This window comes from Aquimarina algicola, from assembly GCF_006443095.1.
Lineage (GTDB): Bacteria > Bacteroidota > Bacteroidia > Flavobacteriales > Flavobacteriaceae > Aquimarina > Aquimarina algicola.
Genome location: NZ_VFWZ01000002.1, coordinates 880,284 through 905,139 on the forward strand (window position 1 = coordinate 880,284; position 24,856 = coordinate 905,139).

22 protein-coding genes are annotated in these 24,856 nt (G+C 32.9%); 11 read left to right on the plus strand and 11 right to left on the minus strand.

The window, feature by feature from the left end:
* Positions 1-9: 9 nt before the first annotated feature.
* Both FHK87_RS07910 and FHK87_RS07915 read right to left on the minus strand, forming a co-directional pair.
* Positions 10-543, minus strand: coding sequence for a hypothetical protein (locus FHK87_RS07910; RefSeq protein ID WP_140592140.1), 534 nt, complete (start codon positions 541-543; stop codon positions 10-12).
* A 150-nt stretch (positions 544-693) separates the two neighbouring features.
* Complete coding sequence (locus FHK87_RS07915) at positions 694-1,536, minus strand: universal stress protein (protein WP_140592141.1); 843 nt, start codon at positions 1,534-1,536, stop codon at positions 694-696.
* Positions 1,537-1,690: 154 nt separating this feature from the next.
* Between FHK87_RS07915 and FHK87_RS07920 the strand changes: the two genes are divergently transcribed.
* Complete coding sequence (locus FHK87_RS07920) at positions 1,691-1,963, plus strand: acylphosphatase (RefSeq protein WP_140592142.1); 273 nt, start codon at positions 1,691-1,693, stop codon at positions 1,961-1,963.
* A gap of 53 nt (positions 1,964-2,016) precedes the next feature.
* Here FHK87_RS07920 and hpf read toward each other — a convergent pair whose 3' ends face one another.
* A complete protein-coding gene (gene hpf, locus FHK87_RS07925) occupies positions 2,017-2,319 on the minus strand; it encodes a ribosome hibernation-promoting factor, HPF/YfiA family (protein ID WP_140592143.1) in 303 nt (100 codons plus the stop codon).
* 392 nt (positions 2,320-2,711) lie between these two features.
* Between hpf and FHK87_RS26140 the strand changes: the two genes are divergently transcribed.
* The 4 genes from FHK87_RS26140 (at position 2,712) to FHK87_RS07940 (ending at position 6,407) form a co-directional block, all read left to right on the plus strand.
* Positions 2,712-2,858 (plus strand): hypothetical protein, encoded by a 147-nt coding sequence (locus FHK87_RS26140; RefSeq protein WP_226294144.1) that lies wholly within the window; start codon positions 2,712-2,714, stop codon positions 2,856-2,858.
* Between the two features lie 187 nt (positions 2,859-3,045).
* Positions 3,046-3,942, plus strand: coding sequence for a metallophosphoesterase family protein (locus tag FHK87_RS07930; RefSeq protein ID WP_140592144.1), 897 nt, complete (start codon positions 3,046-3,048; stop codon positions 3,940-3,942).
* A gap of 15 nt (positions 3,943-3,957) precedes the next feature.
* Complete coding sequence (locus FHK87_RS07935) at positions 3,958-5,154, plus strand: helix-turn-helix domain-containing protein (RefSeq protein WP_140592145.1); 1,197 nt, start codon at positions 3,958-3,960, stop codon at positions 5,152-5,154.
* Between the two features lie 89 nt (positions 5,155-5,243).
* Positions 5,244-6,407, plus strand: a complete 1,164-nt coding sequence (locus FHK87_RS07940; RefSeq protein WP_226294145.1) for an acyltransferase family protein — start codon at positions 5,244-5,246, stop codon at positions 6,405-6,407.
* Between the two features lie 172 nt (positions 6,408-6,579).
* Here the strand turns inward: FHK87_RS07940 and FHK87_RS07945 are convergent, their stop codons facing one another.
* Together FHK87_RS07945 and FHK87_RS07950 are read right to left on the minus strand one after the other, a co-directional pair.
* Positions 6,580-6,819: a NifU family protein gene (locus FHK87_RS07945; RefSeq protein ID WP_140592146.1), complete on the minus strand. Its 240-nt coding sequence runs from the start codon at positions 6,817-6,819 to the stop codon at positions 6,580-6,582.
* Positions 6,816-7,970, minus strand: a complete 1,155-nt coding sequence (locus FHK87_RS07950) for an Mrp/NBP35 family ATP-binding protein (protein WP_140592147.1) — start codon at positions 7,968-7,970, stop codon at positions 6,816-6,818. The genes FHK87_RS07945 and FHK87_RS07950 overlap by 4 nt, the downstream gene beginning before the upstream one ends.
* Positions 7,971-8,315: 345 nt before the next feature.
* Here FHK87_RS07950 and FHK87_RS07955 point away from each other — a divergent pair, with 345 nt between their 5' ends.
* Complete coding sequence (locus FHK87_RS07955; protein WP_226294146.1) at positions 8,316-8,987, plus strand: hypothetical protein; 672 nt, start codon at positions 8,316-8,318, stop codon at positions 8,985-8,987.
* Between the two features lie 24 nt (positions 8,988-9,011).
* On the opposite strand, the gene FHK87_RS07960 is transcribed toward FHK87_RS07955, so the two are convergent.
* Genes FHK87_RS07960 through trmB form a run of 3 tightly spaced genes read right to left on the minus strand, consistent with a single transcriptional unit; the run spans position 9,012 to position 10,677 of the window.
* Positions 9,012-9,368: an MGMT family protein gene (locus tag FHK87_RS07960; protein ID WP_140592149.1), complete on the minus strand. Its 357-nt coding sequence runs from the start codon at positions 9,366-9,368 to the stop codon at positions 9,012-9,014.
* Positions 9,359-9,988 carry a LysE family translocator gene (locus FHK87_RS07965; RefSeq protein ID WP_140592150.1) on the minus strand — a complete coding sequence of 210 codons (630 nt, stop codon included), beginning with the start codon at positions 9,986-9,988 and terminating at the stop codon, positions 9,359-9,361. Before FHK87_RS07965 ends, FHK87_RS07960 begins: the two co-directional genes overlap by 10 nt.
* Before the next feature lie 14 nt (positions 9,989-10,002).
* Positions 10,003-10,677, minus strand: a complete 675-nt coding sequence (gene trmB, locus FHK87_RS07970; protein WP_140592151.1) for a tRNA (guanosine(46)-N7)-methyltransferase TrmB — start codon at positions 10,675-10,677, stop codon at positions 10,003-10,005.
* Between the two features lie 245 nt (positions 10,678-10,922).
* On the opposite strand from trmB, the gene FHK87_RS07975 reads away from it, so the two are divergent.
* Complete coding sequence (locus FHK87_RS07975) at positions 10,923-11,978, plus strand: glycosyltransferase (RefSeq protein WP_140592152.1); 1,056 nt, start codon at positions 10,923-10,925, stop codon at positions 11,976-11,978.
* Here FHK87_RS07975 and FHK87_RS07980 read toward each other — a convergent pair.
* The 3 genes from FHK87_RS07980 to FHK87_RS07990 all read right to left on the minus strand — a co-directional run bounded on the left by FHK87_RS07980 (position 11,916) and on the right by FHK87_RS07990 (position 16,210).
* Positions 11,916-12,995: a sensor histidine kinase gene (locus FHK87_RS07980; protein ID WP_140592153.1), complete on the minus strand. Its 1,080-nt coding sequence runs from the start codon at positions 12,993-12,995 to the stop codon at positions 11,916-11,918. The two genes, FHK87_RS07975 and FHK87_RS07980, sit on opposite strands and share 63 nt — an antisense overlap.
* Positions 12,996-13,679: a response regulator transcription factor gene (locus FHK87_RS07985; RefSeq protein WP_140592154.1), complete on the minus strand. Its 684-nt coding sequence runs from the start codon at positions 13,677-13,679 to the stop codon at positions 12,996-12,998.
* Positions 13,680-13,813: 134 nt separating this feature from the next.
* On the minus strand, positions 13,814-16,210 hold the full coding sequence (locus FHK87_RS07990) for an inorganic phosphate transporter (protein WP_140592155.1): 2,397 nt from the start codon (positions 16,208-16,210) through the stop codon (positions 13,814-13,816).
* Between the two features lie 473 nt (positions 16,211-16,683).
* Here FHK87_RS07990 and FHK87_RS07995 point away from each other — a divergent pair, with 473 nt between their 5' ends.
* The 4 genes from FHK87_RS07995 to FHK87_RS08010 all read left to right on the plus strand — a co-directional run bounded on the left by FHK87_RS07995 (position 16,684) and on the right by FHK87_RS08010 (position 24,841).
* Positions 16,684-17,043: a toxin-antitoxin system YwqK family antitoxin gene (locus FHK87_RS07995; RefSeq protein WP_140592156.1), complete on the plus strand. Its 360-nt coding sequence runs from the start codon at positions 16,684-16,686 to the stop codon at positions 17,041-17,043.
* Positions 17,044-17,421: 378 nt separating this feature from the next.
* On the plus strand, positions 17,422-20,277 hold the full coding sequence (locus FHK87_RS08000; protein WP_140592157.1) for a TonB-dependent receptor: 2,856 nt from the start codon (positions 17,422-17,424) through the stop codon (positions 20,275-20,277).
* 42 nt (positions 20,278-20,319) lie between these two features.
* Entirely contained in the window at positions 20,320-21,486 is a 1,167-nt protein-coding gene (locus FHK87_RS08005; RefSeq protein ID WP_140592158.1) for a multidrug transporter, read from the plus strand.
* A gap of 502 nt (positions 21,487-21,988) precedes the next feature.
* Entirely contained in the window at positions 21,989-24,841 is a 2,853-nt protein-coding gene (locus FHK87_RS08010; RefSeq protein ID WP_140592159.1) for a TonB-dependent receptor, read from the plus strand.
* Positions 24,842-24,856 lie beyond the last annotated feature (15 nt).

Sequence of the window (24,856 nt, forward strand, 5' to 3'; positions counted from 1 at the left end):
AATTACAAATTAGTAATACTGAACTTTAATCCCATTACTTTCTGCATAGGGAACAGCTACTTCCATGAGTTTTTCCATTTTAGCATCATATTCAACAAGTTTTTGCTCTAAGTCTTGAATTGCTGTTTCTATTTTTTCATCTGTGGCATTAGTGTCCATTAACTTACAGATTTCTATATATTCATTTTCGTAAATAGATTTTACGTAAGTAAACACCTCTAATGAAGCATTGATCATCGCCTCGGTATCATCTGTAACTTTTAATTCTTTTATTTTTTCTATATCTTCTTCTATACCTTTGATTTTTGAATACCGAACATATTCTTCATAATTATCTGTATCCACAAAAGCATCATCTTTATAAATTTTGAGCATGTTTGCTTTTTTAGAAGCTCTCATTTCATTAAAATCTCTCTTTCCTAACTGTCTAAATTTATTAGTGTTTAATGTAGTTCTACCAAAATAATTTTCTGGAGTGTGAAAATTACATGACTGAAGAAATATAGTTATAAAGGATAAAACTAATAGTACTCTATTTTTCATTTTTATATTTATTTTATGTCAAATATCGATAAGTGTGTCGAAGAAATAGTACCAAATTATAATTTGATACACATAAAAAAGCCAAAAAGACATACAATATCTTTTTGGCTTTTTTTATTTTAAAGCTCCCGAGTAGTAGTTATATAAAGATTAGATCTTAAATGTCACTACTGGTTTAGTTGCATGATTTACTACATCTTCGCCAATACTACCGCTGAAAAAATGCGAAAGCCCACGACGGCCATGTGTTGGTATCGCAATGAGGTCTGCTTGTATTCTATTACTATAGTTAAAAACACCATCTTCTACACTATAATCATCATAATGAACAACTTTGTCATACATCTCAAGGTTACCGGCATCTGCTTTGAAGAGAAACTCTTTTACGTTCTCCTCTATTTGATCGGTACTCTTAAAACGTTCTCCCGGCAAATTAACATATAAGAGATGTACCTCATCAACACCTAATGTTTCAAATAAACGCATTGCATTATGATAAGGTCTGATATTTTCTATTTTAAAATCACATGCAAATACAGCTTTATTTAATGTAAAATTTTCTGGTTTATTTTTAATTACCAAAACAGGAATATTAGAAGTTCTCACCACTTTTTCTGTATTAGAACCAATAAAAACTTCTTCGCGCAAACCGCTTACTCCATGAGATCCCATAACAATCATATCCACATCATTATCCTTTGCCACTTCATTAATCTCACTAAAAATTTTGTAGTTCTGTACCATTTCTGTTACTTCTATACCTTCAAGATAATCTTTATCTAAAAATGTACTAAATCTCTTTTCGGCAAGCTTCATATAATAAATAGCTTCACTTACTTCTTCTGCTTCATTTTTAGTAAAAATAGACTCAGATAATCCCAGCATATGTAATGCTATAATGCTTGCATTTTGTTTCTTTGCTAAAATTGCTGCAACTTCTAATGCATATTCTGAATATTCTGAAAAATCAATAGGGACAAGAATTTTTTTCATGGTTTATTGTTTTTATGATACTCAAAATTAGGAGTTGTATATGCCAAATCATATGATAATTATCATACTAATCATTTGAATTTAAAAACCTTCAAGAACATGCTTCTGATAGTATTAAAAGACGAAAGCTTGTTTAACATTAAATATAAAAGCAATGACAAAACACTATAATATTACTGTAAAAGGAATCGTACAGGGCGTTTGGTATCGCAAAAACACTTTAGAAAAAGCAAAGCAATTAAACATAAATGGATTTGTAATGAATATGCCTAATGGAGATGTGTATGTAGAAGCAGAAGGCACTTCAAAACAATTAAATGACCTATTAGAGTGGTGCGCTACAGGTCCAGAGTTTGCACAAGTAGATACTGTTTCTTTTGAAGAAAGTCATATGAAATCATTTACTGATTTTGAGATCAGACATTAAAAAAACCTGCCAATACATAGCAGGTTTTACAACGTCTAACACTGTTTTCTATTTTACATATAGGGCTTCATCTCTTGTTTTCTTTTCTTAAGCTGCGTGATTAGATCTTTAAAGGTTTCTTTAAATGCGGACTCGAATGTTTTCTCATTAGAAGTAGCATGTATTTTTGGTCCGGGAAGACTTAATTCTACATCACATATTTTACCTTTCCCTTTAGGATCATTTTCTTTTTTAAAAAAGACATCTGACTTAATTACCCAATCGTAGTTAGCGTATAATTTATCTAACTTTTCATGAACATAACTCTCCATAGCTTCACTCGTAGGCATTTGCACAAATTGAATATTAGTTTTCATCTTTCTATTATTTTTTTGGTTCTACAATAAAAAGGCTGTTTGTATACAACCTTTTTGCATCGTTTTGATCTAAAATTCTTTTTCAAATATAGACGCTTCTGTACGCTTTAAATATGATAAATGTCATTTCGGAAAGTAACAGTTTCAGAAATACTTTAAAAACTATAACATTCAAAAAAAGGATAGTAACTATCAATATGAATAATTCCAATCTGTGATACTAATTTTACCCACAAATAAAGCATGTTATCAAAATAAAAGAGGTAAAATTTTATGGTTAATTTACAGATAACATAGTATATGAGAGAATTACAAAACCATAACTATTTATTGATATTTATCATAGTTGTAAACTAGGTTGTTTCATAGATTTGCCATGTAAAAAAAGAATCATGAAAACAATTGTAGCAATTAATAATAATACCTGTACTGTTTCTTTTAAATATGACAGTAGTAATGATATAATTTCTATTCAAGAAAAAGTATCTAAGAGTGCATTAGGGTGTAAGGTTGGTAATATTACCAAAAAAACAGCTTAACTACCATAAGCTTCTTATTAGCAAATCACAGTTCTATGTCTGTGTATAGGTCTACGCATACAAAATCATAAATATTCGATAGTCTTTTATTACAAAAAAATAAATCTTCTTATATTGAGTTTCTTGAAAAATTTAGATACTTATATCATAAAATGAGTATCGTATATTTATCAAAAACTTAAAAAACATGTCTTCTCAATCTCGTTTGGATCGAGCGTACCAAAACGCCAAAGTAATTTCTTTTGATGATGACTCAAAGTTTATATTATTCAGTGATTGCCATAGAGGAGACAATAGTTTTGCTGATGATTTTGCGAATAATAGAAATATCTATTTTCATGCATTGAGGCATTACTATGATAATGGTTTTACCTATTGTGAACTAGGCGATGGCGATGAACTTTGGGAAAATCTAAATTTTGAAACCATTTTCAGAACTCACAAAAATATTTACAAATTACTTCAACAGTTTCACAAAGATCATAGATTACAAATGATATGGGGCAACCATGATATGGTATATCGCAATCCCAGATATGTAAAAAAACATCTTAGTTTTTATCTTGATCAGAAAACAAATAAAAAAGTACCTCTTTTTGAAAATATCAAATATCATGAAGCTATCATACTCAAACATAAAAACACTCAACAAGAGCTATTTTTATTACATGGCCATCAGGCAGATTTTATGAATTATATAGGATGGCGAATCAATAGGTTTTTGGTTCGTATTCTCTGGAAACCATTACAAGTAGTTGGCATTGCCGATCCTACAAGTCCTGCAAAAAACTATAAAGAAACAATTAAAGTAGAACGAAGAATTAAAAAATGGATTGCCAATAATCATAATATATGTACTATAATTGGTCATACACACCGGCCCAGGTTTCCTCAAACAGGAGAGTTACCCTTATTCAATGATGGTAGCTGTGTACACCCAAGATCTATAACGGGTATAGAAATAGAAAAAGGGAAAATCATGTTGATCAAATGGCAAATTTCTACAACTGCAGATGGAGTGCTTAAAATCATTAGGATACCGCTTGAAGGACCTCAAAAATTAACTGATTTTGTACTCTCTTAACTTCGTTATTATACTATGGAAAATACACAAGATATCATAGACTTAATACCAATAAGGCATAATCTTGTTTCATACTTTATATTCTTAGGTATCTTTTTAGGCCTATTACTAAGTTGTATAATCCTTTTTAGAACTTCAAGCAAAATAACTGCTTTTAAACTATACGGATGGTCTTTGCTAATACAATCCATTATTGCCTTTGATGTTTTACTATGCTATACAGGTTTAATGAAATATGTTCCTTATCTTAATGATAGTACCGAACCTCTAGTGTTGTTAATAGCTCCTTTGACATACCTATTTGTGTATTCATTATTAGCACGCGAAACAATAAGTATAAAAAAGTTCTGGTTTCATGGAATCCCTTCAATATTATATTTTTTAACTCAAATACAATACTATTTACAACCGAACGCTATTAAAATAAATGCATATTTAGGTGCTTACTTTCCAGATATGAGACGGATCGATACCCCAAAAGATATAGATTACAGCTATTTAATTATAAAAGACGAATTCAGATGGCTTATTCTATTTAGTTTTATGGTATATATTATTCTATCGGCAAGAATTATTTTAAAAAACATTTATCATAAAAATAAAAGCAGTGCCATTGATACGTCTGTTAATAAATATCAGTTTTCGAGAAATGTCACTTTTTCCCTATTCATATTCTTTGTGCTTATCTTTATGGTTTATTTGAATTTTGAGGACGATGGAGGTGATCATTATATATTCATATTTTATACAATCATTGTTAGTTTAACGACATTTTTATTACTGGTAGAATCTCGAGTTTTTACAACCTCCTGGATAGCTGACAAATATGAAACAACTACGGTGAAAAATGATTTAATTTCAATCGAAAAAATAGAAACCTTTGTAAAAAGTGAAGCCTATTATCTTTCACAATCAGCTTCTCTAAAAGATTTGTCTAAAGCTTTGAACGCAAATCCAAATTATGTTTCTCAAATTATCAATGCAGGTGCGCAACTAAATTTTAATGACTTCATTAACCAATATCGAATTAATGAAGCCAAAAAAAGACTGATCGACAAAACATACAATCAACTTACGATAGAAGCGATAGGCGAATCTGTTGGGTTCAAATCTAAAGCCACATTTTATAATGCTTTCAAAAAACATGTAGCTATGTCTCCAAAAGCATACATTAGATCTCAGGTTGATATTACTGAATCGAAAAATGTCTAGAATTACAATTTTGAACATAATGCAGCCTTTTTGAATCTTTTTTCAGCAGAAAAAATCCTGACTTTTGACTTCATAAATTTTAAAAAATTATGGAGAAAAAAATTCGTCGATATGATCTCGATTGGTTGAGAGTTATTATTTTTGGATTACTTATTTTTTACCACGTAGGGATGTTTTTTGTTCCATGGGGGTGGCATATTAAAAATAACGAAATCATATCCTGGATACGATGGCCTATGCTATTTCTTAATCAATGGAGGTTGCCTATTCTTTTTGTAATCTCGGGAATGGGAACATATTATGCGCTTTCCTACAGAAATATCTGGCAATTTAATTGGGAGCGAATCAAGAGATTGTTTATCCCTCTTCTTTTTGGTATGCTATTTATAGTACCCCCACAAATTTACTTTGAACGGCTTGATAAAAATGAATTTGTTGATTCTTATTTTGAATATTTTACCACAAGAGCTTTTATTGGCATATACCCCGAAGGTAATATAAGCTGGCACCACCTTTGGTTTTTACCTTATCTTCTTATATTTTCTGTACTACTATCACCTTTGTTTGTTCATTTAAAAAGAAAACCTTCAATAGTAGTGGATTGGATAAAAGAGACCATCCAAAGACCATATGGCTTGTATATATTTATAATTCCATTATACCTAATTGAAGTTTTAGTAGAACCTTTTTTTCCGGTAACTCATGCACTTATTGACGACTGGTTCAACTTTATTAACTCTCTAATCCTTTTTTTCTTTGGCTTTATCCTTTTAGCTTCTGGAAAAGGATTTTGGGACAGTGTAGAGAGTATCAAAAGCAAAGCCTTAGTACTAGGAATTATTTCTTTTAGTATTCAGTTAGTAATATGGATAGTAGGAAAGGATAACATTTACATTCATATTACAGAAGCTTTAATAAAAGTAACCAATTTATGGTCCTGGATTTTGGCAATCTTTGGATATGCAGCAAAATATTTAAACAAAAAAAGTAATCTCCTTGCTTATTGCAATCGAGCCGTATATCCATTCTATATTTTACACCAAACCATTACAATTATCATTGCATACTACATTATGGATCTTAATTGGAGTTTTGTAAGTAAATTTTTATGGCTTTCTGCCGGTACATTTATAGGAAGTTGGCTCCTATATCATTTTATAATATTGAAGATTACTTTACTACATCCACTTTTTGGACTTAAAAATGAAAAAGTCAAAACACAATCTCATAACTACATCAATATAAAACCTTGACATATCAGATTGAAAAATAATTTTAATTGTTAAGCAGAGGCCTTGAAGGGCCTGAATTGCTCACTAATTTTATCGTTCAAAAATCAATTTAAATATATATAACAAAAGAGCCTTATGAATAGAAAAAATCTAATTCATAAGGCTCTTGAATATTTTCAATTGTATTAATTGATTATTCTATATTTAATACTTCTTCTATTTGAGGAGCGTATTTTTTTATAGTCATTTCTACACCGGATTTAAGTGTCATTTGATTAACACTACACCCTACACATGCACCCTCTAATTGCACTTTTACTGTTTTATCATCCTCAATTGCTATCAAAGAAATATTTCCTCCGTCGCTTTCTAAAAAAGGCCTTATCTCATCAAGGGCTTTCTCTACATTTTCTCTTAATTCTTCAGAAGTCATTTTTTATTTTTTACGGCAGCACAACCTGCCATTGTTGTTATTTTTATCGCTTCAGTTGGTGGTAAATGTTCGTTTCTATGCACCACTTCCTGAACAACATTTTTAGTAATTTCTTCAAAAGCTTGCTCTACAAGAGTTGCTGTTTGCAAAGCTGCAGGTCTACCAACATCACCAGCTTCTCGAATACTTTGTACCAAAGGAATTTCTCCTAAGAAAGGAACATTAATATCTTCTGATAGGTATTTTGCTCCTTCTTTCCCAAAGATATAATATTTATTATTAGGAAGTTCTTCTGGTGTAAAATATGCCATATTTTCTACAATTCCTAAGACGGGTACATTGATACTGTCTTGTTGAAACATCGCTACACCTTTTCTTGCATCTGCCAATGCTACATTTTGTGGCGTACTCACTACAACGGCTCCTGTAATTGGCAGAGATTGCATAATAGACAAGTGAATATCACCGGTACCGGGAGGCAAATCAATCAACATAAAGTCTAGTTCTCCCCAAGCGGCATCAAATATCATTTGATTGAGTGCTTTTGCTGCCATTGGCCCTCGCCATACTACCGCCTGATTAGGTTGTGTAAAAAATCCTATTGATAAAATTTTAACCCCATAATTCTCTATAGGTTTCATTTTGGATTTCCCACCTTCTTTGACAGATAAGGGTCGTTCTTTTTCGACATCAAACATGATTGGCGCAGAAGGCCCATAGATATCAGCATCCAAAAGTCCAACTTTGAAACCCATTTTGGCCAATGTAACGGCAAGATTAGAAGTAACCGTCGATTTTCCTACACCACCTTTACCCGATGCTACAGCAATAATATTTGTAATCCCAGGAATCGGTTTTCCTTTGATTACATTTTTTTGAGGCTGTGTTTTCTGTGTTTCCGGTGCTTCAACCTTAACATTAACCGTTATTTTTGCCTTTTCATATACTTTTTCATGGATCGCTTTCATTACATCTACCTCTGCTCTCTTACGAATATGTAACGCCGGGGTCGACAAAACCAAGTCTACGATAACTTCGTCTCCAAAAGTGATCACATTTTTTACAGCTCCGCTTTCTACCATGTTTTTTCCTTCGCCCGCAACTGTAATTGTCTCTAGTGCTTTAAGTATTTCTGACTTATCTAGCTTCATTATATAATTTTTCTTTTTCTAGTTTTTACTATTCATAAAATAGTATCGACAAAGATAATCTTAAAAGTTAAGATTATAAAACCCTCAAATTGAAATGATTTATGGTTATATCACAATTTATAATACATTTAAGAATATTCTTGTGTTTTTTGATTCCACGATATCATCGTTTTATTCATCTCAATATCTTTCACTGAATTCGGGGTATTTTACACCTCATTTTTTATTGAAATTTAATTCTTCAAAATAAATCTAGTTGTGAGAATCTACATCGTATTATATATCATATTGTTTTTAAACGGTATTACCTTTGGTCAGGGGAAATTAGAGCTCGTTGAAAAAAATATGAAAAGTAAAGATGATTCTTCTAACAATACAGAACAATTCATTGACCTATTTAACCTTCTATCTTCTTTTGCTGATACTAATTCTGATTTGGATTATGGTCTCAAAAGAATTACCAAACACCCTTATTATAAAGATACCAACACCGGTAATTACATTTACTTCGCTAATGATTCTATTACACAAACAGAACGGTTAGAAATTTCTAATAGATTTATTTTTGAAAACACTTCTCTTTATGGAAATCATCTAAACGTAGGGATAAGATCAATTGGTGGGTTGTCTTTAGAAGTTGATTACTTACAATTATGGGAAAACAGAACAAATGCTGATTATAATACTTTAGCTATAGCAACGGGATTGTTTAAATATCACTTTATAAGAGAAGAGCGTATTGATCTATGGGCAGGTCTGGGAAAAAATTATATTGCAGGCGAAATAGATGATTGGGGATATGTAATTGCTACAGGAGGTGAATTATTTTTTATGAATCCGCTGAGTTTAGAAATAAATCTACAGCTCGCCGCGACAGACAATGATAATTTATATACTGTAACAACCTTATTAAATTGTCATCGTAAAAATTGGGTGTTCTCTGCAGGACTTGAATACTTCTGGATAGGAGATATACCGTTTCGAACTTTTTCTGTGAGTTTGGGTACCTTTCTATAATTTAATTTTTGCAGTCAAAATAGGTTATAACTCCTTCATAGGATCCCAAAATATATTTTCAAAATCTACAATTTGATTATCTTCTACTGTTACACCTTCACTTTCTAAAAGCTGTTGCATTAGATTGGTTCCCTGAAAATGGTGTTTCCCGGTTAATACTCCTTTTCTATTTACTACTCTATGAGCAGGCACATCATCTCTACCTCCACAAGCATTCATAGCCCAACCCACCATACGAGCACTACGTGCAGCTCCCAAGCATTTTGCTATAGCACCATAAGAAGTTGCCCGACCATATGGAATCAGTTTTGCGACCTCATAAACTCTTTCAAAAAAATTATCCTCAGACTGTGATGTTGTATTCTTCTTTTCTACTCCCATGTATATATGATTCTTGCTAAAGTGATAATAACCAAAATTAACATTAAAACCCCCATAAAATAATTAGAGTACTTTGTTATAGATGCCGTTTTGTTTTCTATTTTCAGAAAAGAAAGCACATAAAAATAGAGGGTTGCAAAAGTCCCTAATCCTGCAGCTACCATAAAGACAAAAATACGCACAGCATCATATTCTATTTTTCCACTTACACTCATGCCTGCAGCTATGGTACAAAAATATGGTATTGGCAATACATTAAGAGCAGACATCATGATCCCTTTAAAAAAACTTCGTGTATCAGAGTTACGATATACCTTTATTTTGGTACTATTTTGTTTTGCTTTGACAAAAAAATATATTGCCAACAAGAAAAAAATCACAGCTCCCGTACGTAAAAGTATGTTTCTTACAAAAGGGTTAAAAAAGATATATTTTGCCAGAAGAATAGCGATCAAAGCTTGAAATAATACAATCACAGAGGCTCCAACGGCAACAAGAATACCATTTTTTTTACCTCTTTCTACGCAAGTTTTGGCAACAGTCATGTTGATCAATCCAGGAGGAATTACTCCTACTAGAGACGCAAAAAAAGTAATCAAAAAAAGCTTGGCAGTTTCCAAAATTATAGCTCCTGTTAATTGAGTTTAAAGCGGATGTAAGTTATAGGTTTATTTTCTTCTAAATATTGTTTTTCGTAAAAAGTTTGAATTTTTGTTACGATCTCGGGCGCTCCCTCGTTATGATAAACATTATGGTTGGCATACAACACCTCGTGCCCCTCTCCATGTAATAATCCCAACGTATATCCATGCATAAATTCACTATCGGTTTTAAGATGTAAAATCCCTTCGGGCTTTATAATGTTCTTATATCGTTGCAAGAATTCATGGTTCGTTAGCCTATGTTTTGTACGTTTATATTTGATCTGAGGATCAGGAAATGTGATCCATATTTCGTCGATTTCTTCTTTTTCAAAGATATGATCGATTAACTCAATCTGTGTTCTGATAAATCCAACATTACCCATACCTTCTTCTAGTGCTGTTTTTGCTCCACGCCAAAATCGAGCCCCTTTGATATCTATCCCAATAAAATTTTTATCAGGGTATTGCTTTGCCAAACCAACAGTATACTCTCCTTTTCCACAACCCAACTCTAAGACTATTGGATTGTTATTCTTAAAGAATTTTTCGTTCCATTTCCCTTTAAACCCCAGAGTATTGTTAAGCACCTCATCTCGAGTAGGCTCTACAACATTTTCAAATGTTTTGTTTTCGTTAAATCGTTTCAGTTTATTCTTACTTCCCACTTTGATCTTTTATAATATTGGTCTTTACAAAAAACTACCTGTAACACTACAGCCACATCTACTTTCAAAATGTAAAACTCTCATTCTTAGCAAAATCGTAACATTTTATATGCCTTAAGGTAATACAAATGTGCTAAAGATAATTTTTTGGTAAAATTAAGGAAATACGAGCATAATAAAAGACTATTACTTTTATTAATCAAAATCAAATAGTCAAAATTACTCTAAACTAAAAACAAAGACGTTTGAAGAAAAAAATACTTATAGCTCCTTTGAATTGGGGATTAGGCCACGCAACAAGATGTATACCCATAATAAATGCTTTATTACACGAGGGGTTAGAACCTGTTATAGCATCAGATGGAGTTGCTCTTGCACTTTTGAGAAAAGAGTTTCCTGAACTAGAAACTAAGTCTTTACCATCTTATAATATAGAATACTCCAAAAAAGCAAGTAATTTTAAATTAAAAATGCTTTTAAACAGTCCTAAAATTGCCCATGCAATTACGGCTGAGCGCAAAGCTGTAAAAAAGCTTATGGAAGAGGATGAGTATTGTGGTATTATATCAGATAATCGAATGGGCGTAAGGCACAAAAAGATTCCTTCTGTATTTATTACCCACCAACTCACGGTATTGAGTGGGAAAACCACCTCTATAAGTACCAAGTTACATAATAAGTACATCAAAAAGTTTGATGTTTGTTGGGTGCCTGATATGGCAGATGACCCAAACTTAAGTGGTGAGCTTGGCCATCCCAAAAAAAGTACGATTCCTGTAACATATCTGGGGCCATTAAGTAGGTTTGAGTACCAGATCGTTCCAAAGAAGTATGATATTATGGTGCTTCTCTCCGGACCAGAGCCGCAACGTACCTTGCTGGAACAAAAACTTTTTCAAGAATTTGAACAAAGTGATAAAAGAATTGTATTTGTTCGTGGGCTTATCGAAGATAACCATAAGACTTATGTAAAAAATAATATCACTGTACACAACTATTTAACGGGCAAAGCACTTGAAGAAACCATCAATAGTAGTAACCTTATCATCTCCAGATCAGGATATACAACGGTAATGGATCTGGCTAAATTAAAGAAGAAAGCATTTTTTATCCCTACACCAGGACAGTTTGAGCAAGAATATTTAGCAGAACGTTTGACGATTAATAAACTTGTGCCAAGCTGTGATCAAAATGAGTTTACATTAACAAAATTAAGAGACCTAAATTCGTATAAAGGATTAAGTAGTTTTAGTACTGACATCGACTACAGGGAACTTTTTAACTTTTTCAAGAGTAAATGAGAACTCGCTCCCTACGCGATAATCACTCTCTACATAAATACGTTCGTGGTGTGCTTCTATAATATGTTTTACAATAGCTAGCCCTAGTCCTGAACCTCCTTCTTTTCTCGATCCACTTTTATCTACTCTATAAAAACGCTCAAACAACCTCGGAATGTGTGCCTGAGCGATCCCTTCTCCATTGTCTGTAATCCTTACAATAGTTTTATTACGAATCAAGTCTTCTATACTAATCTCTGTTGTACCATTCTCTCTTCCATATTTTATAGAGTTTACAATAAGATTAGAGAGTACTTGTTGGATACGTTCTTTGTCGGCATGCACCATAATAGGATTAGAGTACGCCATATCAAAGGTTAGTGTAATATTTTTTGCGGCAGCTTTCATCTCATAGAGATCAAATACACTTTGTACTAACTCAACAACATCAAAATTGGTATAATTAAGATTGAGATCCCCTGCTTCAAGTTTGGTGATCATATCCAAATCATTGACAATATAGATCAATCGTTCTACCCCTTTATTTGCTCGGTTAAGATACTTATCAAGTATTTTTGGGTTTTCCATAGCGCCGTCGAGCAATGTAAGAATATACCCCTGAACGGTAAACAATGGTGTTTTTAATTCATGCGAGATATTACCCATAAACTCTTTTCGATATGCTTCTCTGATTTTTAAGGTTTCGATTTCTGTTTTCCTTTTTTGAGCAAATTTTTCGACCTCTTTGATCAGTGTTTTCATATCAGTAGTTACAGGGCCATCATCAATAGTATCGACTTCTAGCATCTCGATATCATCATATATTCTACGAACTCTTCTGTAAATAAATTTTTCTAACCGATATTGAATGACCAAAAAACAAATTGCGTAGCATACTAATACAAAACCTATAATCAAATATGGGTTGAATATAGAATATACTAATAAAAAAACGCTCATTGCGAGCGTTGATAATATCGTGATATATAGAGACGACAAGTATGCAAACTTGTACGACTTTTTAAAATTTTCTGCCATTTATACTACAAACTTATATCCGACGCCTTTGATCGTTTTGAAGCTATTATCTCCTATTTTTTCTCTTAGTTTTCTAATGTGTACATCGATAGTACGACCTCCTACAATAACTTCATTGCCCCATACCTTATCAAGAATATCTTCTCGCTTAAATACCTTTCCGGGCTTAGAGGCAAGTAAAGATAACAATTCAAATTCTTTTCTGGGCAATACGATTTCTTTTTTGTCTTTTACGATTTTGTACTCATCTCTATTAATAACAAGACTGCCTATTTTTACAACATTATCAGAAGATTCTTCTTCTTTTAATCTACGTAACAGGGCTTTTACTTTGCTTACTAATACTTTTGGGCGTATGGGTTTTGTGATATAATCGTCTGCACCTGCATCAAATCCAGCAACCTGAGAATAGTCTTCTCCTCGCGCAGTAAGAAAAGTGATGATTGTACTTTGTAGATCCGGTAGTTTACGTAGTTGTTCGCAAGCTTCTATTCCATCCATCTCCGGCATCATCACATCTAGAATAATTAAATGAGGTTTTTTCTTCTTTGCAACTTTTATAGCTTCTACTCCATTTTCTGCAGTAACTACATTATAACCTTCTGCGGTAAGATTATACCCAACTATTTCTAAGATATCCGGCTCATCATCTACCAGTAGAATTGTAATGTCTTTTGTGTTCATTTTTTTTATTTGAATTATATGCCTTGCAGTAAATATACTATGTTAATATGAAGTTTTCATAACTATCCTGCTAGTAAACAATAAACTAACATAAAAATCTCATAAAAGTAACATTTAGTTAACGTCCCACATCATTAATCCTGATGATCCCTATAAGTAGTAAGCAGGTTCATTGTTGCTGTAATCAAATCTTTGGTCTCTGTTAATAAGCTAAAGTACAAAGTAGTATTCTTAGGACTACTTTCTTCTGTTCTTGTTCGTTCTACCTGTTTTGTAATCTTGTCTGTTACCAGAGTAAACAATTCTTGTTTCTCTTCGATAATACCATTTAGATTATTAAATTCTCTTTGATCAAATACCGTTTTAATATTCACAAAAAGATCTTTCATTTGATCTTCTATTTCTTTAAGATCTTTAATTTGATTAAACCGTAATCTTTTGTGATTATTGTTTACATGCTTATGACTTACTTTGGCAATGTATTCTAAAGACTGTGTTATATCTTCTAAGTATCCTAAAACAGAAATATAAAAATTACTGGCTCCTACACTAGATTCTTCGAGGTTTTTAATAAAATAAAAAATACTATTTCTTAATTCTTCTACCTCTGTTTCTAATTTTGCAATTCCCTTTCTGCTTCTTTTTAGAGAAGAAAGATCATATTTGGCAAGACTATCGATAGTGGTTGCATAAATCTTATTTCCTCTAGAAATAAATGATTTTATATTATCTGCACTTTCTTCTATCACACCTTGTATAGAACTGCTTTCTGATTTTTTAAGGCGATCTTCTGCACGATCTGCTTTGGCTTTTTTGCGATATCTCAACGTACTTCTTACCAATAATAAAATAGCTACCAGCAACAGCACACCAGTCATGATAGGCTGATCAAAGTGAATGAGGAACGCAATTAATGCTGCAGCGAGAAACGCACTTATTGCAGTAAAAAACCATCCTCCTATTACATTTATTACTCCGGCCACACGATATACAGCACTCTCACTACCCCATGCGCGATCCGCCAAAGATGTACCCATTGCTACCATAAAGGTTACATATGTCGTAGACAAAGGCAACTTCATTGAAGTAGCGATAGAAATCAAAATTCCGGCTACCATAAGATTTACAGCAGCTCTTACCATATCAAAAGCTGGGATATCTTCTTTTTTCATATAGGCATGCTTAGCTACAACTTCTTCTTCGCTAAATTGTTTTTCTGATATTTTTTTGAATGAATTTGGAGTTATTGAAGATATGGATTCAGAAACCAATATGGTTAGCCTTACAATTTCGCGAGACAAAAAGTTAGAACGAAATTTTTCATCCCCTTCACCCTGTCTTGATAGGTCTATAGAAGTTTTTACTACATTTCTTGCTTTGGCAGAGAACCAAAGTGTTAATACCATAATCAACCCTGCTATCAATAGCAGATAGGTAGGGGTCGCCACTTTTGATGCCAATACACCCATCGCAAAAGCATCTGCCGACACTCCCGAAGCAGACCACGCTTCATAAGATTGCCATGCAGCAATAGGTACGCCGATAAAGTTTACAAGGTCATTCCCTGCAAAGGCAAGGGCAAGGGCAAAAGTACCCACAATAATAATGATCCTGTATATATTGGTTTTAAACACTGTAATGATCAAAAATGATATTAATGACAACAATGCAAAACCAGCAACAACAATAAGAAATACATTGGTTTCTAAAAACCCACGTAGTGTTAAAGCTACAACACCTTTTTCTACATCAATTTTAAGAATATCTTTTTTTGCATTTGCTAATTCTTTTATACTCTCGTATGCGGTTCCAAAATATGTATTCGCCCAGTTTAGTAATCCCTCCGGACCACCTTCATATAAAATATCAACTATCGATTTTGCATAATTGGTTCCCTTGATCCCTTTTATAAAAATAAAGTATAGAATTGCTGTAAGTGCTACCCCTCCAAACAAAGCGCCTACCCATTTTGCTTTCTTATCAAAATTAAAAGAAAGTAATAGTCTAGAAATATATTGTACTAGAGCACCTATAGAAAAAGCTACCACTACCGAGAGTAAAATCCCGGCGATGATCTCACCGGCTTTTTTGGTATTAATAAAATGACCCAGATCGCTAATTGATAAATCTGTATCTGCAAATATCTTTAGCAGAGCGACACAAACTGCGGCACCTAATAATTCGAATACAATAGAAACGGTAGTAGAAGTTGGCATCCCTAGTGTATTGAAGAAATCTAATAGCAGGATGTCTGTAATCATGACTGCCATAAAAATAATCATGATCTCATCAAAATAAAATTCTCCGGGAACAAAAATACCTTTTCTCGCAACTTCCATCAAACCACTAGAAAAAATTGCTCCGGCCGCAATACCAATACTTGCCACTATCATAATAGTTCTAAATGAAATAGCCTTAGAACCTATGGCAGAATTCAAAAAATTAACAGCATCATTACTTACCCCAACGATAAGATCTGCAATAGCAAGAAGGGCTAATGCTATGATCATAAATACGTAAATATCACTCATGTACTTTAAATGGTCTTAATCGACCACAAAAATGTTATTAATATTCAAGTCATATGTTATTGAAATGTTATCTTTTTTATGCTTTATCCCACTTATTAAAGGGCAACAGGACATTATAGAAGATATTTTACAATCACTCATTTACAATTATGACTTGTATTATAGCCATCTTAAAATAAGAGATACAAATTAAGGTATCCTATAGAGAAAGCATCACTACTACTATTTGTAACATATGATATCCAATTTCAAAAATCAGACAAGGAGAGTACACTACGCATTTTATATACGGAAATCATAATCTTTAACGAAGGTATTACCGTAAAATTTTAATTCAAATACAAAAATTAATACCCTAAAAAACAATTAGTTACAAGCTTAATGTAAATTAAATGTTATGTAAATGTTGCTTAAAAGTAAAATTAATGTTATGTTTGTAATGTATTTGTGAAATACCCCAAAAATTTAAGCATATGAAAAATATAATAATCGCAGCAACAGTATTGTTTTCTACTACATTATTTGCTCAAGAGACAAAGCCTACTTTCGAAAAAAGTGGAGATGCTATAAAAGGTACATTCTACTATGAAAATGGAAATATAAGACAGCAAGGATTCTATAACAAACAAGGAAAGCTTAATGGAGAATGGAAGTCTTATGATAATGAAGGAAAAAAAATTGCCATGGGGCAATATGAAAATGGTATCAAAGTAGGAAAATGGTTTTTCTGGAGCGAAGACAAATTATCAGAAGTTAATTACACGGATAATAAAGTTGCAGATGTAACTACTTGGTCTGGAAAAGACAATGTAGTTGTAAACTATAAGAACTAAATTGCACATAAATTACAAAAAACGCTTCGATTTCTCGAAGCGTTTTTTTTTATTTAATTCTCTCGAAAAATTTAGCACTTTGGTCCCTATTTAGAATTTCTACATTCACACACCCTTAATGCTATTTTTACATTATACCACCTATTAATGTTTTATTAACCCCAAAATTAAACTCTAAAATAACGGTGGAGCAATACTTATTTTGCTAATATTCAGCTCTTCAAAACGTCGTTAACACGCTCTTAATGTTAAGTAAACAAACATTAAACAGTAGTACATAACAATATCCTAACATTATAATCACTTATAATTAATTTTTGAATAACACACATTTAACACTACATCTCTTTATTTGCACGGAATTTGAGAACAAGTTAAATGAGAAAAATTGTTACCCTCTTTGCGTTATTTTTTGTAGGAATAATCTTAGCGCAAGAAACCGGATCTGTCACTGGTGTATTATTAGATAAAGAATCCAATAATCAACCTCTTCCTTTTGCCAATGTATTAATAAAAGGAACAACCAAAGGAACTACTACAGATTTTGATGGTTTATATCGTATTGATAACCTTGAGCCTGGCACGTATACTTTAGAATTTAGTTTTGTAGGATATGAAACTTTAGAAAAAGAAGTATTAATCAAAGCTAGCGAAACCATTACTGTTAACGTCTCTATAGGAGCAAGTGCAGCAGCACTAGATGAGGTGATCGTAAAAGGAACAAGTACGAAAAAAGAAAGTGTTCAAGCATTGCTTCTAGAGCAGCAAAATGCAGTAGTTCAAAAACAAAGTATTGGAGCTCAAGAACTTTCAAACAAGGCAGTAAGTAATGCAGCAGCAGCAGTTACAAAAATATCCGGAATCTCAAAACAAGAAGGTGGCGGTAATGTTTATGTAAGAGGTCTTGGGGATAGATATTTGAACACCACTTTTAATGGTCTATCACTTCCTGCCAATAATGTAGACAAGAAAAACATGGATCTTAGCCTTTTCTCTTCAGATGTGATTCAAAATATTGGGGTAAGCAAAACCTATGCTGCTAATTTTTATGGAGATTTTGCTGCAGGTAATGTAGATATCAAGGCAAAAGAACATAGCGGAGACGCATTTATTGATGCAGATCTGGGAAGCAATATCAACACAGCTTCTGTTGGGAAAAACTTTTTAAGGAGTGAAGGAACCGGACTCTTTGGTTTTTATAACAGATATAGCAATAATCCATTTGCTGTTATCTTATCCCATGGTGTAGATCCTATTTCATCAGAAGGTCCCTTAGGTCTTTCCGGATCTATTACAGGAGGAAAATCCTGGGAAATAGGAGAAGAATCAAAATTAAGTGTGTTTGCAACCGCCTCTTTTGGAAGTAACTACGAATACAGGAGAGGACAAGCAGCAAATGTTACAGGTGCAGAGAATCAAATATTTAGAGATTCTGAAATCTTTGAATATAGCCGTACCACCACAGCAATGACAAATATTGCATATCGTATTAACTCAGACCATAAAGTAAAATTTACTTCCTTATTTATTAATGACGCTACCGACGAAGTGGGGCGTTTTGGAATAGATGGAAACGGTTTTAACAGAAATACAATTGCTGATTTAGATGACTTTGGCTTTTTTACTCAAAATGTACAATTTGAGCAAGATATGATCTTTGTTAACCAAATATCCGGTACTAGCAAGATTAATGACAAATTAAAGTTGGATTATGGAGTTGGATTTAACAGTGTTCTTGCACGTCAACCAGATAGAAAGCGTATTGCAATAGAGCAGTTTGACCTTGCTTTGGATAATGACCCCAACACAAATCCAGTTCTTTTTCGTAACGTAGATTTTGACAACCAACGTTATTTTCAAAATATTGAAGATGAAGAATGGAATGGAAGAATAAATCTAACGTATGAGAATTCAGAAAATCTCACCTTTAATTTTGGGTATAACGGACGTATAAAAAAGCGTGAATTTGACAACCAACGTTTTGGACTAAGTATCATAGAACCTAGAACAGAAGTTACCGATGTAAATAATTTAAACGACATTTTTAATATTGATAACCTTGGTGTTGTATACAATACAGTTGTCATAAGAGGGCTTGACCCTTTAAACGGATTAGGTGATACAAATCTTCCTGGACGTCCAGAAAACACCTATACCGGAGAGCTTGATATCCATGCAGCATATGCCAATGCTATTTATAAACTTGGAGAAAAGTGGACGTTTGTTCCCGGATTACGTGTAGAATCTTTTAATCAAAGTATTGATTATGATGTAATCAACCTTGCTTTTAATAATCCCGGGCGCAATGAAGCAACAGAAACTTTTTTCTTACCTAGTTTAAATATAAAGTATGCATTAAACGAAGATCAAAATATTCGTTTTTCTGCTAGTAGAACGGTTTCGAATCCAGAGTTTAAAGAAGTTGCTCCTTTTGTCTATGAGAATGTAACCGATCGTATAGGAGGTAATCCAGACTTGTTAAATGACCCTGCATTTTCTTCTATTATTAATTTGGACTTAAAATACGAATGGTTCTTTGAAAGAGGTCAAGTATTTTCTATTGCTGCTTTTGCTAAACAAATTAATGACCCTGTAAACTTGGTATCTGCAAATGATGCTACAGGAACACAACGTTTCTTTAGAACAGGTGACAAAGCAGAAGTGTTTGGTATTGAATTAGAAGCTCGTAAAGCACTTCTTCCAAAATCTGAAGATGAAACTCTTCTCTCTGCAGGACTAAATGTTACCTATACCCATACAGAACAAGATTTAAAAACGGTTTCGGGAACCTTCAATACAAACTTCAATAGAGATTCTGATGAGTTACAAGGTGCATCACCATTTTTAATAAATGCAGATGTAAGCTATACTCCTACTTTTGGAGAATATAAACCTGTAGCAAATCTTGTGTTCTCTTATTTTTCAGACAGAATCGATGCTTTAGGTGCCGGACAATTAGGAAATATTGTAGAAAAAGGGGTACCAACATTAGATTTTGTATGGAAAAATAAAGTACGAGAGAATTTTGAAATCAATTTTAGCATCAAAAACTTATTAAACCCAACTATAGAAAGAGTACGAGAAAATGCTCGTATTTCAGAAGACGTACTTACTACTTATAATATTCCATTTACAAGAAATCAAAATAATGAAATTAATCCATTAGATGAGTTTGCACTCTCTAGTTATAGAAGAGGTGTAAATATTGGATTGCAATTCAAATACACATTTTAACTCAAATAAAAACGAACAAGATTCATAAAAAAACTAAAACACATGAAAGCAAACATATTCATTTTAAAAATAGTTGCCATTGCCATGCTTTTTGTAGGATGTGCAAGTGATGACACAGCAGATGTTAACATTAATCTTAATGGAGATGGTGGGTCAAACGTAAACCCAGAAGATCTAGTGATAGGAGGTACTTTGACAGAAGACCTAACTCTTGTAACGGGAACCGAATATTTGCTTAATAGTGCCTTGATTGTTCCCGAAGGTTTCACACTTACTGTAGAGCCAGGTGTAGTGGTGAGAGCAGCCACCGGATCTGATGTATATATTGCAATTTTACAGGGTGCAACTATCAATGCTGAAGGAACTTCGTCTAATCCTATCGTATTTACATCTGCAACTGCAACTCCTAATCCCGGAGATTGGGGAGGTTTGATCATATTAGGTAAAGCCCCTATAAACTCTGTTGTAGGTGGTGATGCGACTTCTACTTCTGAAATTGGAGGATTACCATATGGGGGTAGTATTGCAGATGACAACTCGGGTATCCTTAGATATGTTCGTATTGAGTTTTCTGGAGGAGCAGCAGACGCAGCTTCAGAAAATAATGGATTCTCTTTTTATGCCGTAGGAAACGGAACTACTATAGAGTACATACAAGCTTTTGAAGGAGCAGATGATGGAGTAGAGTTCTTTGGCGGAACTGTTGATGCTTCTTTCATATCTGTAATTGGAGCACAAGATGACTCTGTAGACTGGACCGAAGGATATACAGGAACATTAACAAATGTATATATCGAGCACAGACAATCTCATGACAAAGGAATAGAAGGTGATGGTTTTAACACCGATATAGGAAACAACTCTAACCCGGTATTTTGGTCTGCTCCTACGGTAACAAACCTTACAATTAATGGAAGAGGGTCTTCTAATGAGAATGAAGCCATCAGATTACGTGCCGGAACAAGAGCTGTATTTAACAATGTTTTTCTAAAAGGTTTTGCAGAAGGTTTTGATCTTGATGATACAGAAACTGGAAACGGTGTTGTGGCTGCAGAAACTTCTGTTACAGATATTACTTTTGATGATATCACACTCAATCTCAAAAATGATACCGGTGCTACTTTTACAGAAGCTGATGTAATCACTGGTGTAGGTAATGGTACTGGTGCAGATTACGGCTCATGGAACTCTGGATGGACTCGTAACTAAAACAACATATTCTTAAAATACAGAAGCCTGGCGATATCGTCAGGCTTTTTTTATGCATTTCTTTTAGGAAAGAAAACCTAAACAAATGACAATCAGTCGATAAAACCAAACAAGATAAAAAAAAATTAAAATCAGAATTCATATTCTGTTTCTCAACTTTATTACAATGTTAAGGGCAATATCTTAAAAATACATGTATTAACACTCAGATAACAATTTTTTCATATTTCTTAAAAATTTAGCTTTTATTTTATTGCATTCTCAAAGATCAACAACAATCCGATAAAATTATATTTAAATCTTCATCAATATATTGAAAAACAAATACATACACTTATTTTTTAATATGTATTACAGGAACGTTTTTTTCTAAAAACTTCACTTCTCAAAAAGGTATTAGTGAGTTCTTTCAAATCACAATCCCTTAAACTAACCATAATAGTGACATAAAATCATTTACTGTAAAACCGTATTTATTTGTACCAGATTTAGAAACCATATAATGAAGCGAATTTTTATTGCACTAACACTATTAGTAATAGGGATTACTAATGCACAAGATACCGGAACTATTGCCGGTAAATTATTAGATAAAGAATCTAACAACCAACCACTACCTTTTGCAAATGTTATTGTAAAAGGAACCTCTAAAGGAGCCTCGACTGATTTTGATGGATTATACGAGATTGCAGGAGTACCTGTAGGTACATATACTTTAGAATTTAGTTTTACAGGATATCAAACTGTAGAAATCCCAAATGTAGTTGTAGAAGCAGACAAGGTAGCTGTAGTAGATGCTACGATGGGTGCTACCGCAGCAGCGCTGGATGAAGTTGTGATCAAAGTAGTAACCAACAGAGAACGCGAAGAAGCCTTATTGTTAGATCAAAAAGAAGCTGTACAAATTAAAGAAAGTATCGGAGCAGAACAACTAGCTAGACTTGGAGTTTCAAATGCATCTGCTGCAACCACAAAAATATCTGGAGTTTCTAAGGCAGAAGGTTCTGGTCAAATATATGTACGTGGTTTAGGTGATCGCTACTTAAGTACCACTCTAAATGGACTACCAATACCATCTGATAATATCGATAAAAAAAATATTGATTTAGAACTATTCCCATCAAGATTTATAGGAAATGTTTCGATAAGTAAAACTTTTTCTCCAATGAATTCGGCTGATTTAGCTTCTGGAAACATTGATATAGTCTCAAAAAAGGTATCAAAAAGTAAAGATATCGCTTTTAGTATTAGTAGTGGTGTAAACTCTAATGTAAGTGATAGTGACATTTTTGACAATTTTAAAAGCACTGCAAATAACGAGGATATTACATTAGGAATATACAGTCGTGCTTACGAAGCAGGGAATCTTGTCAACGCTTTGACAGAGCAATCATGGAACCCCGAAGAAATTTCAACTCCTGTAAATTATGGTTTTGGTTTTAATATTGGAGGTATACTAGGAGAAGAAAGAAAACTCAAACTTTATTTCAGTGGGGGACAATCTGTTGACAATGAATATAGAGAAGGAGTTTTTAGAGAATATGATCAAGGAAACCTAAGAGATTTTGTTCCAGAAGACGATCTAAGACGTTGGTTAAGAACTATCAACACTACAGGAATGCTACATAGTCAATATAAATTCAATGACAATAACAACTTATCATTCAACACCTTTGTTATTAATAAAGTTTTTGAAGAAACTCTAGAGGCAGGACGAGATGGTACTACAGAAATATTTGAAGAATTAGACAACATTGATGAAGGTTCTCAATTTATAAGAGATCAAAATATAAAAAACACTCTATTATCAGCTACTCAAATTCTTGGTGAACACAACATTTCTGAGAAAAACAAATTAGAATGGGCAGCTGGTTTTAATTATTTAGTAGCAAATGAGCCTAATAGAATTAGAAATGAAGTAAACATTCTTAATGATAATCCACGCACACCTAATATAAATGAAGAAGGAGTAATCGAACTTGGTTTTACAGGTGGATTTCAGCAAAGGAAATCAGTACAAGAAATTACAGATGAAGAATTCAATGCTCGTATATCTGACGAATTAATTCTAAAACAAGACGAAGAAGACGATATTTTTGTTTTAAACTTAGGGGGTAGTTTTAGAAATAAGACAAGAGATTTTTCATCTCAATTCTTTGGGATAGAAAAAGGAAATAATGCAACTATTAATCCGGAGTCAATTGATGCTATAGGAGATATTTTTATTCAAGAAAACTTTGATAATGGGGCATTACAACGTAATATTCAACCGTTGGACATATATGATGCTGAACTTCTTTCTTATTCAGGGTATGCAAATTTTACAGGAAAGTTTAATAAACTTACTGCTCAAATTGGTCTTCGTTATCAAAAAGATGAAATTGATGTAAATTTTGATGTTGGGAATTTTGTTAATCGTGAAACTGGTCAGGCGAGAATAGGTAATTCAGATAAGAACTATGATAACTTTTATCCATATGTTAATCTAAAATATGAAGTAAATGATAAGCTAGCATTGCGTCTTTCAGGAAGCTTAGGTCAAACATTACCTGAATTCAAAGAAATTGCCCCTTTTCAATATGTTTCTCCAGTCGGACAAGTATTTCAAGGAAACCCAGATATTGAAAGATCTGAAAACTACAATATAGATTTTAAGGTAGAATTTTTTCCACAAAGTGATGAATTATTATCTCTTAGTGCTTTTTACAAAAGAATTAACGACCCTATTAACAGAGGGTTACAAAGAGGAGGAGAAGGTATCTTTTCATATTTTAATACGGGAGATCGAGCGCGTATTATAGGTTTAGAGCTTGAAGGACGAGTATATATTATAAAGAAAAGAGAGTCATATCCAAACTTACGTTTAAGTGGTAATGTTTCTTATTTAGACCACAAACAAGACCTTAAAGATGTTTTTAGAGCAGATGGAACTCTTGAACAAACCTTTAGATATGGTGATAGAACTGAAATTGGATTGGAAGGAGCATCTGACTGGATCACTAATATGTCGTTAACTTTTAATTCTGGTGATGAATTTCCTTATGAATTTACACTTACCGGCAACTATGCATCTGATAAGATTTTTGCATTAGGAGCTCCTCGAAACCAACAACAACCAGATGTTTTCTTTAATGGTGAAATTACAGAAAAAGGGTTTGTTACATTAGATTTTATTGCCAATAAAGAAATTGACAAGCATTGGAGTTTAGGATTGACTGCCAGAAACTTGTTGAATCCTACAATAAAAAGAGAACAATTTGTACAAGAAGTAGTAACTGGAAATTCATTTGATAGCACCGTACTATCTTACTCTACAGGAGTAGAAGCTTCTTTGAACATTAGCTATAAATTTTAAAATTTTAATTAAATT